Source organism: Nonomuraea sp. NPDC049129 (genome assembly GCF_040648495.1).
Classification (GTDB): Bacteria; Actinomycetota; Actinomycetes; order Streptosporangiales; family Streptosporangiaceae; genus Nonomuraea.
Genome location: NZ_JBEZDU010000002.1, coordinates 153981 through 170369 on the forward strand (window position 1 = coordinate 153981; position 16389 = coordinate 170369).

General features: G+C 70.1%; 12 protein-coding genes. 4 read left to right on the forward strand and 8 right to left on the reverse strand.

Annotation, left to right across the window (positions count from 1 at the left end):
* Positions 1–33 precede the first annotated feature (33 nt).
* Positions 34–3903: an ATP-dependent RNA helicase HrpA gene (hrpA, locus tag AB0B64_RS05805; protein WP_358174971.1), complete on the forward strand. Its 3870-nt coding sequence runs from the start codon at positions 34–36 to the stop codon at positions 3901–3903.
* A 32-nt stretch (positions 3904–3935) separates the two neighbouring features.
* On the opposite strand, the gene AB0B64_RS05810 is transcribed toward hrpA, so the two are convergent.
* Together AB0B64_RS05810 and AB0B64_RS05815 are read right to left on the reverse strand one after the other, a co-directional pair.
* On the reverse strand, positions 3936–4484 hold the full coding sequence (locus AB0B64_RS05810) for a Uma2 family endonuclease (protein ID WP_358174973.1): 549 nt from the start codon (positions 4482–4484) through the stop codon (positions 3936–3938).
* An 84-nt stretch (positions 4485–4568) separates the two neighbouring features.
* Entirely contained in the window at positions 4569–5198 is a 630-nt protein-coding gene (locus AB0B64_RS05815; protein WP_358174976.1) for a Uma2 family endonuclease, read from the reverse strand.
* A gap of 248 nt (positions 5199–5446) precedes the next feature.
* On the opposite strand from AB0B64_RS05815, the gene AB0B64_RS05820 reads away from it, so the two are divergent.
* On the forward strand, positions 5447–6100 hold the full coding sequence (locus AB0B64_RS05820) for an HAD family hydrolase (RefSeq protein ID WP_358174979.1): 654 nt from the start codon (positions 5447–5449) through the stop codon (positions 6098–6100).
* A gap of 37 nt (positions 6101–6137) precedes the next feature.
* Here the strand turns inward: AB0B64_RS05820 and AB0B64_RS05825 are convergent, their stop codons facing one another.
* The 4 genes from AB0B64_RS05825 to AB0B64_RS05840 form a co-directional block, all read right to left on the reverse strand.
* The gene (locus AB0B64_RS05825; protein WP_357940602.1) at positions 6138–6461 is read right to left on the reverse strand and encodes a DUF5709 domain-containing protein; all 324 of its coding nucleotides are present in this window, start codon (positions 6459–6461) and stop codon (positions 6138–6140) included.
* 46 nt (positions 6462–6507) lie between these two features.
* On the reverse strand, positions 6508–8166 hold the full coding sequence (locus AB0B64_RS05830) for a gamma-glutamyltransferase (protein ID WP_358174982.1): 1659 nt from the start codon (positions 8164–8166) through the stop codon (positions 6508–6510).
* Between the two features lie 23 nt (positions 8167–8189).
* Positions 8190–9446: an MFS transporter gene (locus tag AB0B64_RS05835; protein ID WP_358174985.1), complete on the reverse strand. Its 1257-nt coding sequence runs from the start codon at positions 9444–9446 to the stop codon at positions 8190–8192.
* Positions 9447–9543: 97 nt separating this feature from the next.
* Positions 9544–11277, reverse strand: coding sequence for an ABC transporter ATP-binding protein (locus tag AB0B64_RS05840; RefSeq protein ID WP_358174988.1), 1734 nt, complete (start codon positions 11275–11277; stop codon positions 9544–9546).
* A 70-nt stretch (positions 11278–11347) separates the two neighbouring features.
* Between AB0B64_RS05840 and AB0B64_RS05845 the strand changes: the two genes are divergently transcribed.
* On the forward strand, positions 11348–11767 hold the full coding sequence (locus AB0B64_RS05845) for a MarR family transcriptional regulator (protein ID WP_358174991.1): 420 nt from the start codon (positions 11348–11350) through the stop codon (positions 11765–11767).
* A gap of 7 nt (positions 11768–11774) precedes the next feature.
* On the opposite strand, the gene AB0B64_RS05850 is transcribed toward AB0B64_RS05845, so the two are convergent.
* Together AB0B64_RS05850 and AB0B64_RS05855 are read right to left on the reverse strand one after the other, a co-directional pair.
* Positions 11775–12851, reverse strand: a complete 1077-nt coding sequence (locus AB0B64_RS05850; RefSeq protein ID WP_358174994.1) for an amidohydrolase family protein — start codon at positions 12849–12851, stop codon at positions 11775–11777.
* 115 nt (positions 12852–12966) lie between these two features.
* Positions 12967–14148 carry a helix-turn-helix domain-containing protein gene (locus AB0B64_RS05855; RefSeq protein WP_358174997.1) on the reverse strand — a complete coding sequence of 394 codons (1182 nt, stop codon included), beginning with the start codon at positions 14146–14148 and terminating at the stop codon, positions 12967–12969.
* Positions 14149–14224: 76 nt separating this feature from the next.
* Here AB0B64_RS05855 and AB0B64_RS05860 point away from each other — a divergent pair, with 76 nt between their 5' ends.
* Positions 14225–16333 carry a M6 family metalloprotease domain-containing protein gene (locus tag AB0B64_RS05860; protein WP_358174999.1) on the forward strand — a complete coding sequence of 703 codons (2109 nt, stop codon included), beginning with the start codon at positions 14225–14227 and terminating at the stop codon, positions 16331–16333.
* The last annotated feature ends 56 nt before the right edge of the window (positions 16334–16389 follow it).

The following is a 16389-nucleotide window of genomic DNA, read 5'->3' on the forward strand; positions in this document are numbered from 1 at the left end:
GGGGACGCGGAGCTCAAATATCCTGATAGCAGTATGGGAACCTCTGCGTTGTCCTCTCCACTCACCGAGCTCCAGTCCCGCCTGCCCGAGTTGATGCCGCGCGACCAGCGGCGATTGCGGCGCAGGCTCGACGGCGTGCGCCGGGTACGCTCCCGCGAGGCCCGGGACAAGATCACCGCGGAGATCCTCGCCGACGTGGAACGCGCCGAGCGCCGCCTCGCCCGGCGCCGCGAAGCCGTACCAGAAGTCAGCTATCCGGAAAATCTCCCCGTATCCCAGCGCAAGGACGACATCCTCGCGGCCATCCGCGACCACCAGGTCGTGATCATCGCCGGGGAGACCGGATCCGGCAAGACCACCCAGATCCCGAAGATCTGCCTGGAGCTGGGCCGCGGTGTCAGGGGCCTGGTCGGCCACACCCAGCCGCGCCGCATCGCCGCCCGTACGGTGGCCGAGCGCATCGCCGAAGAGCTGGGCACCGAGCTGGGCCAGGCGGTCGGCTACAAGGTGCGCTTCACCGACCAGGCCAGCGACCGCACCCTGGTCAAGCTGATGACCGACGGCATCCTGCTGGCCGAGCTGCAGAACGACCGGCTGCTGGAGCAGTACGACACGCTGATCATCGACGAGGCGCACGAGCGCAGCCTCAACATCGACTTCATCCTCGGCTACCTCAAGCAGCTGCTGCCCAAGCGTCCCGACCTCAAGCTGATCATCACCAGCGCCACGATCGACCCGGAGCGGTTCTCCCGCCACTTCGACGACGCCCCGATCGTCGAGGTCTCGGGCCGCACCTACCCCGTCGAGGTGCGCTACCGGCCGCTCGACGAGGACGACGACCAGACGCAGGGCATCGTCGACGCCTGCCGCGAGCTGGTCACCGAGGGCCCCGGCGACATCCTGGTGTTCCTGTCGGGCGAGCGGGAGATCCGCGACGCCGCCGACGCGCTGGACAAGGCCGACTTCCGCAACACCGAGGTGCTGCCGCTGTACGCCCGGCTCAGCGCCGCCGAGCAGCACCGCGTGTTCCAGCGCCACACCGGCCGCCGCATCGTCCTGGCCACCAACGTGGCCGAGACGTCGCTGACCGTCCCGGGCATCAAATACGTCGTCGACCCCGGCTATGCGCGCATCTCCCGCTACAGCCATCGCACCAAGGTGCAGCGCCTGCCGATCGAGGCCATCTCGCAGGCGAGCGCCAACCAGCGCAAGGGCCGCTCGGGCCGTACCTCCGACGGCGTCTGCATCCGGCTCTACGAGGAGGAGGACTTCCTCAAGCGGCCGGAGTTCACCGACCCCGAGATCCTGCGCACCAACCTGGCCTCGGTCATCCTGCAGATGACCTCGATCGGGCTGGGAGACATCGAGGCGTTCCCGTTCGTCGAGCCGCCGGACCGCCGCCAGGTACGCGACGGCGTGAGCCTGCTGCACGAGCTGGGCGCCTTCGACAGTCAGGGCGGCATCACGGGCATCGGGCGCAAGCTGGCCGGGCTGCCCGTCGACCCGCGCCTGGGCCGGATGGTCCTGGAGGCCGAGAAGAACGGCTGCCTGCGCGAGGTCATGGTCATCGCCGCCGCGCTGTCCATCCAGGACCCGCGCGAGCGGCCCGTCGACAAGCAGCAGCAGGCCGACGAGAAGCACCGCCGCTTCGCCGACCCGGAGTCCGACTTCCTGTCCTACCTCAACCTGTGGAACCACCTGCGGGACAAACAGCGGGAGCTGTCCTCCAGCGCCTTCCGCCGCCTGTGCAAGTCGGAGTTCCTCAACTACCTGCGCGTACGCGAGTGGCAGGACATCTACAGCCAGATCCGCCAATCCCTCGGCGCCCAGCCGGGGAGCCAGCAGGCCGACCCGCAGCAGGTGCACGCCGCGCTGCTGGTGGGCCTCCTGTCGCACATCGGCGTCAAGGACGTCATGGAGAAGCGGGCCCCCGACGGGCGCCGCCCGATCCAGGAGTACATCGGCGCCCGCAACGCCCGCTTCGCCATCTTCCCCGGCTCCGCGCTGGCCAAGAAACAGCCCCAGTGGGTGATGTCGGCCGAGCTCGTCGAGACCTCCCGGCTGTGGGCCAGGGTCAACGCCAAGATCGAGCCCGACTGGGTCGAGCCGCTGGCCCAGCACCTGGTCAAACGTACCTACTCCGAGCCGCACTGGGAGAAGAACCAGGGCGCGGTGATCGCGCTGGAGAAGGTCACGCTCTACGGCGTACCGCTGGTGGCCGGGCGGAAGGTCAACTACGGCCGCATCGACCCCGACCTGTCACGCGAGCTGTTCATCAGGCACGCGCTCGTCGAAGGCGACTGGGACAGCCACCACCGCTTCCTCCAGGACAACCGGAAGCTGCTCGAAGAGGTCGAGGAACTGGAGAACCGGGCCCGCCGGCGCGACATCATGGTCGACGACGAGGCGCTGTTCGACTTCTACGACCAGCGCGTCCCCGCCGACGTCGTGTCCGCGCGCCACTTCGACTCCTGGTGGAAGAAGGTCAGGACCACCGAGCCCGACCTGCTGACGTACTCGCCCGAGATGCTGGTCAACGAGGGCGCCGACGTCAGCGCCCACGACTACCCCGACGCCTGGCGGCAGCTCGGCCAGCGGATGAAGCTGACCTACCAGTTCGAGCCCGGCGCCGACGCCGACGGCGTCACGGTGCACGTGCCGCTGCAGGTGCTCAACCAGGTCAGCTCCGACGGGTTCGACTGGCAGATCCCCGGCCTGCGCGACGAGCTGATCACCGCCCTGATCAGGTCGCTGCCCAAACACCTGCGCCGCAACTTCGTCCCCGCCCCCAACTACGCCAAGCAGGTGCTCCAAGGCGTACGCCAGGGCGGCGAACCCCTGCTGGAGGCCGTGGAGCGAGAGCTGCTACGGCTGACCGGCGTACGCGTGCCGCACGACGCCTGGCAGCTCGACCAGGTCCCCGACCACCTGCGCATCACCTACCGGGTGATCGACGAGCGCAAGCGCACGATCGCCGAGGACAAGGACCTCGACGCCCTCAAGCGGCGCCTGGCGCCGCGCCTGCGCAAGACGCTCTCGGCCGCCGCCGACGACCTTGAGCAGTCGGGCCTGCACACCTGGAGTTTCGGCACCCTGCCCAAGGTCTTCGAGCAGGGCCGCATGAAGGGCTACCCGGCACTGGTGGACGACGGCGACTCCGTGTCGATCAAGATCTTCGAGACGGAGGCCGAACAGCGCCGCTCCCATTGGCCCGGCACCCGCCGCCTGCTCCTGCTCAACGTCACCAACCCGGCCAAGTCACTGCTGGGCGGCCTGTCCAACCAGGCCAAGCTGGCCCTGTCGCGCAGCCCGCACGGGGGCGCGGTGGCGCTCTTCGACGACGTGGTCAACGCGGCGATCGACAAGCTCATGCTCGACCTGGGCGGCCCCGCCTGGGACCCGGTCTCGTTCGACCGGCTCTATCAGCACGTACGCGCGCACGTGTACGAGACCTCGGCCGAGGTACTGGGGCGCACGGAGCAGATCTTGACCGTGTGGCACGCGATCGGCACCCGCCTCGACGCCCTGCGGCAGAGCGCCTCCACCTCGGACGTCCGCGACCAACTGGGCAAGCTCGTCTTCGCGGGCTTCATCACCGCGACGGGCTACCGCCGCCTACCCGACATACTCCGCTATATCCGAGCCATCGAACGCCGCCTGACCAAGCTCCCCGAGGAGCCGTGGCGGGACGAGGAGTGGATGGACCGGGTGCACAAGGTGGAGGACGCCTACGAGGACTTGCTGGCCCGGCTCCACCCGGCGCGACGCTCGGATCCGGACGTGCTGGAGATCCGCTGGATGATCGAGGAGCTCAGGGTCAGCTTCTTCGCCCAGACGCTGGGCACGCCCACGCCGGTGTCGGAGAAGCGCATCGCCAAGGCGATGGAGAAGCTCGCGCCTTGAGGAAGCTCACGCCTTGAGATGGATGGAGCGGCTCACGCCTTGAAAATGGAGGTGTCGAGCTCGAAGTCGATCGGGGCGGGCAGCCGGAGCGGGGTCCCGACGGGCACGGTGGCCGTGGTCCGGTAGACGCCGTCGTCGATGCCGCTGTAGACGGTGACGGACGGTGGTTTGGCGATGGTGTCGATCAGCAGGTAGATCGGCACGCCGCCGGTTGCGTAGAGCGGGGGCTTGTCTTCGCGGTCTCTTCGGGCGCTGCTGGTGGAGACGACCTCAGCGACCATGATCAGGCCTGAGGACAGCAGCTCCCGATCGTCCCAGCGGGGGCAATCGATGGGAGCCAGGACGAAGTCGGGCTCAACGGGATCTTGTGGCCCTTCGATGCACACATCGACGTTGCCGGTAAATCCTTCCCAGCCATGCTCGTCCAGGACGGGTATGAGTGCCCGGAAGAGAGCCATCGCGCAGTCGGCGTGCTCGGGAGTCCCAACGCGAGTCAAGATCAGGTTCCCGTCGATGACCTCGGCCCGGAAGCCGGACAGGGGCGGCAGAGCATCGAACATCTCCCGCGCGGTCGCGGGCATGCGCTGATCACCGGTCCAGTGACATTTCGCGTGTGGCTTGCGAGAGGTGGCCACCGTTGAGTTAGTCCCTCCGTCTGGAGCGGCTTAGGTCGTGAAGATGGTGGTGTCGAGCTTGACGTCGATGGGGTGGGGGAGGAGAAGCGGCGTGCCGACCTCGACGGTGGTGGTCGTGCGGTAGGCGCCGTCCCTGATGTCGCTGTAGACGGTGACGGACGGTGGTTTGGCGATGGTGTCGATCAGGAGGTAGATCGGCACGCCGCCGGTTGCGTAGAGCGGGGGCTTGTCTTCGCGGTCTCTTCGGGCGCTGCTGGTGGAGACGACCTCGGCGACCATGATCAGGCCTGAGGACAGCAGTTCGCGTTCGCCCCAGCGGGGGCAATCGGCTGGGGCCAGGACGAAGTCAGGCGCGACCGGGTCTCGTGGCCCCTCGATGCACACATCCACGCTGCCGGGCCGTCCCCGCCAGCCATGTTCGTTAATGACGGGCAGGAGCGCCAGGAGGAGAGCTACGGCGTGATCGGCGTGCTCGGGGGTGCCGACTGGGCTCACGATCAGGTTTCCTTCGATTACTTCGGCTCGGAAGCCGGGGAGTTCGGGGAGGGCATCGAACAGCTCCCGAGCGGTGCGTGGTAGCTCCCTCGTGCAGGTCTGCTCCTGAGGCTCTTGGGCCTCCTGCTCGGTAGTCTCTTCGTGACGTATTGTCATGGCGACCATGTAAATCTGTCCCTTCGTATTCGAACGGGCACGCTAAGTATTCCACGTGTCCGAGTCGAACACACTCCAAAACCCAGGAAGCTCAAGCCGCCCGTCCCGAGATGTCCCTCATTGGCAGGTTGTCATTCGGCGCGCGGTGCTCCTAGGGCACGCCGGTCCTAGGCGCCGCCCGTTTAACGGATGACATGTCCCCTTGCTGGAGATCGATGAGGAATCCGTACAGTTGGGGGGACTATCCAGGAGGCTTGATGATCAAGGCAGTGGTGTTCGATGTCGGTGAGACGCTCATCGACGAGACCCGCATCTGGTCCCGCTGGGCCGACCGGCTCGGTGTGAGCAGTTTTGTGCTGATGGGCGCGCTCGGCGGAATGGCCGCGCTCGACCGCTCCCACAGCGAGGCGTTCCAGCTCGTACGGCCCGGCCTCGACATCGAGGCCGAGATGGCGGCCTGGGAGCGGGACGAACCCCACAGCCTGCGCAACCACTTCGACGCCGACGACCTCTACCCCGACGTCCGCGAGGCCTTCAAGGCCCTGCGTGAGGCGGGATACCAGGTGATCGTCGCGGGCAACCAGCCGGCCAGGGCCTATGACGCGCTGGTCGCCATGGACCTACCCGTGGACTCGGTGCACACCTCTGAGGGCTGGGGGGTGTCCAAGCCCGCTCCCGAGTTCTTCGCCAAGGTGGCGGCCATCGCCGGGCGGGAGCCCGCCGAGATCCTCTATGTGGGCGACCGGCTGGACAACGACGTGCTCCCCGCTTCTCGGGCGGGCATGCGCACGGCGCTGTTGCGCCGCGGCCCCTGGGGATATCTGCACGCCGAGCGGCCGCAGGCGCGGGCCGCCGACATGATCGTCGACGATCTGCCCGCCCTACTGCCCGCGCTGGAACGGCTCGCCTGAGTTCGTCACGACGGTCTGCCGCCCGCGATGGAGCGGCTCACCTCAGTTCGTCATCGGGGTCGATGCGGACCGCGCGTTCCTCGGCGGAGAGGTCGCCGTCGTCCTGCCCCCAATCCTCGCCCCACTCCTCGCTCTCCGTGTCGGGCGCCAGCCCCTCGTCGGGCTGGGTGAGCCGGTGCGAGGGGCGGGGGGCGCGTTCCCGGTCGGGCGCCTCGCGCCGCAGTCGCTCGTCGAGCGTGTCCTCGTGCGCGGGGTCGTCCTCTTCTATGTCATGGCTGAGGCCGAGGTCGTCGGTCCATTCGTCGACCTCGATCCGCTGCTCGTCGCTCAAGCCGTACCTGTCCGGAGGTTGTTCGGTCATACGCGTTCTCCTACCCAGCGCCACGCCCCGAACCCTGCCCCCACCGTTACCGGCCGAGCGCGGCGCCGATGAGTGAGCGTGGATCGGCCGCCCCGGCCAGCATCCCGTCCGGGCGTACGTCGATGACGTGCGCGTGCCCGAACAGGCTCCCGTACGGCCGGGCGGACACCTCATGTCCGAGCGCCGACAGGCCGTCCGCCCAGGTGGCGCCCTCCTCCAGGTCGATGACCGGGTCGGCCGGGGCGGCCCAGGTGTCGAAGCCGGTGTCGCCGGGGCTCAGCCGCCATCTGGGCGCGGAGACGGCCTGACCGGGCGTCTCCCCGTACCTGAGCAGCCGGGTGATCACCTGGAGCAGGATCTGCGGCTGCGCGTCGCCGCCCATCGTCCCGACGACCGAGCGGAGCGAGCCGTCCGGGCGGGTGATCAGCGCGGGCGCGAGGGTGTGGGGCGGTCGGCGGCCGGGCGCGTACTCGGCGGGGTGACCGGGCGTGAGCGAGAAGCCGATGCCCCGGTTGTGGAGGTTGATCCCGGTACGCGGCTCGAACAGCAGGCTGCCGAACCCGGCCGCGTTCGACTGGATCAAGGACACGCCCATGCCGTCGCCGTCCACGGCGCACAGATAGGTCGTGTCGCCGTCAGCGCTCGGGGCCCGCACGCTCAGCGGCGCCGCCGGGTCGATCAGTGAGCGCCGGCGGGCGATCTCGCCGGAGGTGAGCAGGTCCTTCGCGCTCTCATGGAGTACGTCGAGACGGTCGTGCCCGGCGATGCGCGCGGCCTCGGCCAGCAGATGGGCCCAGGCGGCATGGCCCGGTGAGACCGGCAGGCTCAGCCCTTCGACGATGCCGAGCGACATCAGGAGGAGGTAGCCCTGGGAGTTCGGCGGCACCGACCAGACGTCGTGGCCGAAGGCGCGCATCTTCAGCGGCTCGACCCAGTCGGCGAGCGGGCTGGACAGATCGGACTCCGCGTACTCGCCGCCGCCGACTTCGAGCAGGCCCGCGCCGAACTCGCCGCCGTAGAAGCCCTCGCGTCCCGACGCGGCGATGGCCTCGAGCGTACGGGCGACGCCGGGTCGCGACACGCGGTCGCCCGCCCTGCGTACGGTCGCGAAGTCGCCACTGCCGGGGCTCTGGGACGCCACGCGCGCGCCCGCGAGCATCAGCGGGGAGGCGGGGAAGCCGTCGCGGGCCAGGCGGATCGCCGGTTCGAGCAGGTCGGCGAGCGGCAGACGGCCGTGCCTGGCGTGCAGCGCGAGCCAGCCGTCCACGCAGCCGGGCACCGGTACGGAGCGGATGTCGTGCTGGTGCGGCATGCGCCGGTGTCCCTCGGCGCGCAGCCGGTCCGGGTCGGCGCCCGAGCCGGCCCTCCCGGACGCGTTGAGCGCACTCACCGCGCCCGCCTTCCCGGGGTCGAGCGCGCCCGCCTTCCCGGGGTCGACGGCGCCCGTCTGACCGGGGTTGACCGAGAGCGCGTTCACCGCGCCTGCCTGCCCAGGGCCGACCGATCCCGAGCCATCGTGGATCAGGGCGAACAGGTCGCCGCCGAGCCCGCACATGTGCGGCGCCGTGACGGCCAGGACGGCGTTGGCGGCGATGGCCGCGTCGGCGGCCGACCCGCCGCGCTCCAGCGCCGTTACCCCGGCGGAGGAGGCGAGATGGTCGACGCTGGACACCATGCCGTTGGGGGCGTATCTGGTGGTGTGCACCTGTCCGAGATTACGGCGTGCCGTCAGGCGTTCTCCAGGGACGGACGCCGGAGGGCCGCCTGCCTGACCGTCCGGCCCGAGAGCCGGGCCAGTCCGACGGCCGTGAGCAGCGTGACCGCCACGCACGACACGCCGCCGATCTCCAGGGCCGCCCGGGGCCCGAGCGAGTCGCTCAGCCAGCCCAGCACCGGACCGCCCAGCGCGCCCGCGCCGGCCCCGACCATGCCGAGCGCCGCGATGACCCGGCCGCGCATCTCGTCGGGGCTGTCGATCTGTACCCGGGCCGCGACCGTGGTGTCGATGATCACGGCCCCGGCCGCGATGGGCAGCATGGCCGCGGCGAACGTCGCCAGCCCCGGCATCAGCCCGCTCAGCGCCTGGAGAACGCCCGTGAGGAACGCGGTGACCAGCAGCAGCCGCAGCGTCAGCCGGGGCCGGGCGGCGGCGAGCACGCCGCCGATCACGGTGCCGATCGCGAAGACCGTGGACAGCAGGCCGTAGCCGCCGCCACCGGCGGCCAGCGGTCCAGCGCTCATGGCGGCCATCGTGACCTGGTAGTTGCGCCCGACACTGCCCAGCACGAAGGAGAGCGCGAGGACGACCAGCAGCCAGGGGGTGCGCAGGACGTACCGCAGGCCCTCGGCGATGGCGCCGGGCTGCCGCTCGGCGGCGGCCAACGGGTGGAACTCCTCGCGGCGCATGGCCAGGACGGCGCCTATCACCACGAAGAAGGTGGCGGTGTTGACCAGGAACAGGCCGCCGTTCCCGGTGAACGGCAGCAGCACCCCGGCCAGGCTCATGCCCAGGATGCGGCCCGCGGAGTTGACGATCGAGCCGAGCGCCATCGCGTTCGGCAGGTCCTGCGGCGGGACCACCTCGGCGCCGAAGCGGCCGAGGGCGGGCCCGTGCAGCGCGGAGACCACCCCGCCGGCCAGCGCCACCGCGTACAGCGGCCAGACGGAGGCGTTGCCGCTCAGCGCCAGCGCCGCGAGCACGGCGGCCAGCCCGGCCTGGGCGATCTGGGCGGCGATCACGACGGGACGGGTGGGCAACCGGTCGGCCAGCGCGCCGCCCCACATGCCGAGCAGCAGCGTGGGCAGCGCCTGCATGACCAGGCTGAGCCCGACGCTGGTGGCCGAGCCGGTGAGGGAGAGGATGAGCCAGTTGACGCCGAGCACCTGCATCCAGGTACCGGTGATGGAGACCAGGTCCGCACCGGCCCACAGCCGGTAGTTGTGGTGGCGGAGGGCACGGAACATCGTGGGGGAACGCGTGGGCAAAACTTGTCTTTCTCTTTGAAGGGCGACAGGTTTCTAACACGCTGCTCCGAGAAGCGGATTCCGGCCTGACCGAAATGTGAGGCGGCTCACGGGCAGGTCAGACCGGTTCGAGCGGGCGGTCCCGGTCCACCAGGGCCGCGTAGTGGCCCTCCAGCGACATCAGCGTGTCGTGCGTGCCGCGCTCGACGACCCGGCCGCCCTCCAGGACCACGATCTGGTCCGCGTCGCGGACCGTGGAGAGGCGATGCGCGATCATGATCGTGGTACGGCCCTCGGCGAGCGTGTCCAGCGCCTCCTGTACGGCCCGCTCCGTCTGCGTGTCGAGGGCGCTGGTCGCCTCGTCGAGCACGAGCACCGGAGGGTTGCGCAGCAGGGTGCGGGCGATGGCCAGCCGCTGCTTCTCACCCCCGGAGAACCGGTAGCCGCGCTCGCCCACCAGCGTCTCGTAGCCGTCGGGCAGCGAGGCGATGTGGTCGTGGATGCGCGCCGCCCTGGCCGCCTCCGCCAGCTCCTCGTCCGTGGCCGACGGCCGGGCGAAGCGCAGGTTCTCGGCGATCGTGGCGTGGAACAGGTACGTCTCCTGGGAGACCACGCCGACCGTCTCGGCCAGCGTCTCGAAGGTGAGGTCGCGGACGTCCACCCCGTCGATGGTCACCCGGCCGCCGGTCACGTCGTAGAGCCGGGGCAGCAGGTAGCTGAGCGTCGTCTTGCCGGAGCCGGTCTCGCCGACGACGGCCAGGCTGGTGCCCGGCGGCACGGTGATGTCCACGTCGCTGAGCGTGGGCTCCTCGTCGTAGGAGAAGTCGACCCGCTCGTAGCGGACCTCGCCGCGGACGTCGCTCAGCGTACGCGTGCCCGGGTGGATGTCGATGGACAGGTCCAGATACTCGAAGATGCGGCCGAACAGCGCGAGCGAGCTCTGCACCTCGACCCCGAGCCGCAGCAGCGACACCGCCGGCCTGAACAGGCTGACCTGCAACGTCGTGAACGCCACCAGCGTGCCGACGGAGACCACGCCGGTGTAGCCGACCGCCCAGTAGACCAGCGCGGGCATCGCGGCCATGACGATCTGGATCGACGACTGCCGCCAGCGCCCCGCCATGCTGGACCGCACGCCCAGCTCGGCCAATTCGTCGGAGGCGTCGGCGAAGCGCTCGGTCAGCGCGGGAGAGCGGCCCATCGTACGGCCGAGCAGGATGCCGCTGATCGACAGTGACTCCTGCACCATCGACGAGATCACGGCCAGCTTCCGCTGCCGCTCGGTGGTGATGCGGCGGCGTTCCTCGCCGACCTTGCGGCTGATCCCCACGAACACCGGCAGCAGCAGGAGCGAGATCACGGTCAGCCGCCAGTCGAGCGCCAGCATGGCCACGACCGTGGCGATCACGGTGGTCAGGTTCGAGATGAGCGAGGTGGCGGTGGAGGTGACCACCGACTGCATGCCGCCGATGTCGTTGGCGATGCGCGACTGGACCTCACCGGTCTTGGTGCGGGTGAAGAAGGCCAGCGACATGCGCTGCAGGTGGCCGTAGACGGCGGTGCGCAGGTCGTGCATGACCCGCTGGCCGACCGTGGTGGACACCAGCGTCTGCAGGACGTCGAACACGCTGGTTATCACCGCGACCAGGATCATGCCCAGGGCCAGCAGCGCGAGCAGCATGGCGTCGCGGGTGGGGATCGCCACGTCCAGCACCTCGCGCAGCAGGAACGGCGAGGCCAGCGAGACCAGTGACGACAGCAGGATGAGGGCGCCGACCACGGCCAGCCGGCCCCGGTAGGCGCGGAAGAGTTTGATGATGCGCCGCAAGGGCGCGCGTGGTTCCTCGGCCAAGTAGGCCTCCTAATCAGATGCTCCCTCAAACAGAGGTTAACTCATACTTATTCCGGCTAAGCTATCCGGCATGGAGGACGTGGAGCTTTCGGAGCTCCTGCACCGGGTCAGCCGCCGCCTGCGGCACGGTTACGCGCATCGCCTCGCGCCGCTCGGCGTGAACCCCGGGCAGGCGCGGGCGCTGCGCGCGCTCGCCGACGCAGACCGGCCGCTCAGGATGGTGCAGCTCGCCGACGAGCTGAGGATCGTGCCGCGCTCGGTCACGCCGGTCATCGACACCCTGGAGCAGGCGGGCCTGGTGCGCAGGGAGGTCGACCCGGCCAACCGGCGCTCCACGCTGGTTGTGATCACGCCGGCGGGCCGCGAGACGCACGAACGGTCGCGGGAGGCGCGCAGGCAGGCGGGTCAGGACCTGTTCGCGGTCCTGTCCGAGGACCAGCGCGGCCAGCTCAAGGAGCTGCTCGGGGTGGTCGACGGCCAACCACGCTAGGCACCACTCAGCTCTCGACGACCGCGCCGCCTTCGACCGTGCCACCGACGACTGCGCCACCGATGACCGCGCCGCCGACGACCGTGGCGAGGCAGGGCGCCCCGCTCAGCAGGGCGGCGTACGGGTAACGGCCGCGGGCGTCGAACACCGCGAAGTCGGCCCGGCTGCCCGGCCCCAGCGCCCCGATCCGGCCCGCCCCGCTCGACATGCCGAGCGCCCGCGCCCCACCCAGCGTGGCGGCCTCGACCAGCCTGCGGTCAAGTCCCGGAGACCGCTGCCCGCGCCCCTTGGCGTACTGCCTGATGGACCTGGCCAGCGCGAGCAGATCGGCCACCGGGCCGGGCGAGGCGGGGGCGCGGGTGCCGAAGGCGACGCGGTTGCCCTCGTCCAGGAGCGCCGGCAGGTCGTCGGGCGGCGACGGGCAGAGGGCGACCACGCTCTTGCGCAGCCGCAGCAGCTTGCGCTCGCCGGGATCCAGCGGCCGGTCGCAGACCACATGGCAGTGCGGCCCCAGGATGCCCGCCTCGTCGAGTGCCGCGGGCGAGTGGCGGTCCAGGTCTGCCAGCAGTCGCAGGCCGAAGGTCCTGGCCAGCACCGCCACGTCCTCCAGCACCTGCGGGTCGGGCGTGTACGCGGCGATGCCCACCGTACGCGGCCGATCGACCTCGCGGATCGCGGTGATGACCGCGTCGCGCCCGGTCTCCTCCCAGACCTGCTCGGACTCGTACGACACCTCGACATAGGAGACGCCGGGCAGCCGGGCCGGCTCGGCCGGGTCGGCGGCGACGCCGGCCCGCGCGGTCACCCCGGGCGGCGGCACGGCCGCCGTGGCGCAGGCGTCCACCAGCCCCGCCACGATCATCCCCGGCCAGCGTTGCTCCCGGGTGACGGGGAAGTAGGCGAGCAGTTCCTCCCGGAGCCCCACCTGAAGGACGCGTTCGCCTCGGACCGCGATCGCGGCGCCGCGCAGCGGGTCGGCGCCGATCGGTAGCACCAGCGGGGCGGAGTGGAGGACGATGGGCGCGGGCGTGCGCCTGCCGAGTTTCGGCGCTCGGCCAGATGCGGCACGCTTCGCGGACGGCAAGAGGACCTCCCGTCGGATGACCTGCTGGATTTACCCGCTGGGCTTAGACCTTCTGGTCTTTACCTGCTGGACTTTCCTTCCTGGGCATTAAACGTGAGCTGGGCCAGGCATGCAATCACGTGCCGGGCCGAGCTTCCCTGGGCCGGTAGCTGCCGGAGAGCCGGGCGAGCTTGAGGCTGAGATGCAGGGCCAGCCGCTCGCCGCCGTCCTTCAGGTCGGTGCGGGCCAGCTCCTCCAGCCGCTGCAGCCGGTAGTACAGGGAGGTGCGGTGCAGGCGCAGCGCCCGCGACGTGGCCACCGCGCTGCCCGCCAGATCCAGGTACGTCTCCAGCGTCTCCAGCAGCGGCAGGTACTGATCGTCGGCGAGCAGCTCCGCCAGCCCCGGATGCAGCTCGTGGTGCGGAAGATGAGTGAGCATCCGGTAGACGCCGAGCCGGGCCCACTCCACCGATCGCCCGAGATCGGGCACCCGGGCGGCCACCTCGGCCGCGTGCCGCGCCTCCGTGTACGACTCGGCGGCCTCGGCGAGTGCCGGCCTGGCCCGCCCGATCCCGACCACCACCGGGATCGACATCGCCGCGTGCAGTTCGTCGGCCGCCATCGCGCCGCCCGCGGTCAGCAGCACGGCGTGGTCGTAGCGGACCAGGTGCAGCGGGTGGTGCCCGCTCAGCCGCCGCCGCAGCGCGAGCAGGCCCTGCTCCAGCGCGAGCCGCAGCGCCTCGTCCGGCTCGTCCGACAGCGGCCTGGCCACCAGTACGGTCACCGGCTGGGCCTGCGGGAAGGCGCCGGCCTCGATCAGCTGCCGGGCCGAGTCCCGCTCGCCGAGCAGCAGGCCGGTGACCGCCTCCAACTCCCGGTGCGAGGCCAGCCCCGTGGCCAGGCTCTCGTGGTAGAGCGTCAGGGCCAGGGCGGGCGCCGCCGCGGCGGCCTCGGCGATCCGCGCGCCGGACATGGCCGGGCCAGAGTCGATGAACCAGAGGAAGCCCAGCAGCCCGGCCTCGTGCCGTACCGGAACGCAGACCCGGGGGAGCAGGCCCAGGTGCGGCGCGCCCGGGATGCGTAACGGCCCGGTGGCTTCGTGGATCCCGGCGGAGCGTACCCACTGGCGTACCTCGGGCGTGGAGTGCCTGCGCAGGATCGAGTCGCGGCGGACGTCGTCCATCGCGCCGTTCTGCTCGCTGTAGGCGACGACGCGTTGCACGCGGTCCTCCAGCAACAGCGGTCTGTCAAGGCGAGCGGCCAGCTCGTCCACGGTCCGCTGGAGATCCGCCACCACGTCACCTGGATATTTCGTCATTTGTCGGAGGACACGCCACAAGTCTTCCCTACAACTGATCGGTGATCTCCGTCAACTTCGTCTATAACGTCGATCCGTGATTGCCCCCAAGAAGCTGCTGAAAGGTCTGCTGGCGGCCCTCGTGCTGATTCCGATGAGCCTTGTGGCGACCCCGGCTTCCGCAGCACCCCCCACAGACGATCCCGAGTACCCCTGGCGGCAGAACCACTGGCCGCAGACCCAGCCCTGGCAACAGGACGCGCCTTCGGACGCCCAGTCGCTGCGCAGCCGCTCGGTGGGCGGCATCGAGCCGATCGACCCGCAGAACTGGGAGAACCCCGACCACATGACGTGGGCGGACTACAAGAAGGTGCCGGGCACCCGCTGGAACGACCCGGCCGTCAAAGGCTCCAAGCGCACCTTCAAGGGCGCGCTGGTGCTCCTGGACTACCCGAACCAGCCGTTCGTGGTCACCCAGCCCAAGAACTCGACGATCTACCGCAACCCGAGCGCCGAGGCCCACGACATCCCGCGTGACCAGGTGGCGAAGTTCTACCAGGACTTCCTCAACACCCCGAACGACCTCAACAAGGGTCACACCATCCACGAGTACTGGATGGAGGACTCCGGTGGGCGTTACGGGGTCGAGCTGACCGGCTTCGGGCCGTACACCATGCCGGGCAAGGATCACGAGTACGCCATGGAGTTCCAGGGCGGCACCGCCTGCCCGGCGGGCGACTCGTGCGACAAGAACCTGCGTACCGACGGTCACGCCGCGTTCGTCGGCGCGATCGGCGAAGAGGCGGCCAAGCAGTTCGACTTCATCTTCTACGTGAGCGCCGGCCAGGACGAGTCGTCCACCTGGCAGGAGTTCGGGATGATGAAATTTCCCACCAAGGAGGACGTGACCGACGAGTGGGGTCCGCCCGACCCCGCCCTGCCGAACTGGGCCCAGACCCGCTACGTCGACTGGACCTCCTGGCAGGCCGGCTCCAACTTCTGGCCCAACGCCAACATCGGCGTCGACTCCGTCCAGGCCGAGAGCTCCGGCATGGCCGTCTACGCCCACGAGTTCAGCCACATCCTCGGCGTACTGGACAACTACAACAACCCGTACGGCGTCCCGCCCCGCCGCGCCTACACAGGCATCTGGGAGATGCTCAGCCGGGGCAGCTTCAACGGCCCCGGCGGCCCGCACTCCCGCTGGCTGATCCCGCCGACCTCCGGCGCGTCCATGGGCGCCCAGCACATGCTGCGCAACAAGATCAAGCTGGCGATGGTCGACGAGCAGAACGTGCTGCGCCTGTCCCGTGAGGCACTCGACGAGTCGGGCCTGGTCAAGGCCAGGGTCATCGCCCGCGAGGTGCAGCCGGGCCAGAACGAGCTGTCGGGCGTCAACATCTCCTTCGACACCGGTGACAAGAGCCCGGCCTGCAGCACGCAGACCAACCCGCTCTGCGACGGCGGCGGCTACGAGAACTACACGGTCGAGGTCGTCGACCGGGTCGGCACCGACTCCTTCACCCCCGACTCCGGCGTGCTCATGGCCAAGACCAAGAACCAGGACCGCTCGCCGTTCGAGTGGGTGATCGACGCCAACCCGCAGGACATCGGGATGACCGACTACGTCATGCCCGACGGGACCAAGGTGCCGATCACGATCGGCGACTACCGCCAGCTGTCGGACGCCCTCTTCCACGCGGGCACCGGCTCCGGCAGCCAGTACGAGTACGTCGACCAGGCCAACCGCCTGCACTTCTACGTGACCGACCTGAAGCGCGACCGCAAGGGCACGCTGTCGTACACGGTCGCGATCCGCTCCCTCGACGGCGCGGGCCCGCAGAAGCGCGGCGTCAAGCTGCTGCCCGCGGCCGGGATCCCGGCCGGCAAGGGCGTGACGACCTGCAAGTTCCCGCTGTTCAACACCGGTAAGGCGGCCCCGGCGCAGGGGCAGCACCCCGAGGACGTCAGCGCCTACCTCAACTCCGACGTCTACCGGCTCAAGGCCGAGGTGCAGGGCAAGGGCTGGACCGCCCAGCTGCCCAACGCCCTGGCCGCCGTCGACTTCGGCAAGCAGGAGGCGGTCACGGTCAACGCCGTGCGCGCCTCGGGTGGTGACCGGCTCGCCAAGGTCAAGCTCACCGCGACGTCGGAGAGCGACCCGGCCAAGACGGTGACGGCCACCTGTCCGGTGATCGGCCTCTAGCTTAAGGACGGGGTACGGCTGGCGCGGGCCGTACCCCATCCGCTTGAATCACCCCC

Excerpts from the sequence above, each read along its gene's own strand:
- hrpA (WP_358174971.1), top strand. The coding sequence starts at position 34 with ATGGGAACCTCTGCGTTGTCCTCTCCACTCACCGAGCTCCAGTCCCGC.
- AB0B64_RS05810 (WP_358174973.1), bottom strand. The coding sequence starts at position 4,484 with ATGCCCGCGACCGCGCGGGAGATGTTCGATGCTCTGCCGCCCCTGTCC.
- AB0B64_RS05815 (WP_358174976.1), bottom strand. The coding sequence starts at position 5,198 with ATGGTCGCCATGACAATACGTCACGAAGAGACTACCGAGCAGGAGGCC.
- AB0B64_RS05820 (WP_358174979.1), top strand. The coding sequence starts at position 5,447 with ATGATCAAGGCAGTGGTGTTCGATGTCGGTGAGACGCTCATCGACGAG.
- AB0B64_RS05825 (WP_357940602.1), bottom strand. The coding sequence starts at position 6,461 with ATGACCGAACAACCTCCGGACAGGTACGGCTTGAGCGACGAGCAGCGG.
- AB0B64_RS05845 (WP_358174991.1), top strand. The coding sequence starts at position 11,348 with ATGGAGGACGTGGAGCTTTCGGAGCTCCTGCACCGGGTCAGCCGCCGC.
- AB0B64_RS05855 (WP_358174997.1), bottom strand. The coding sequence starts at position 14,148 with ATGACGAAATATCCAGGTGACGTGGTGGCGGATCTCCAGCGGACCGTG.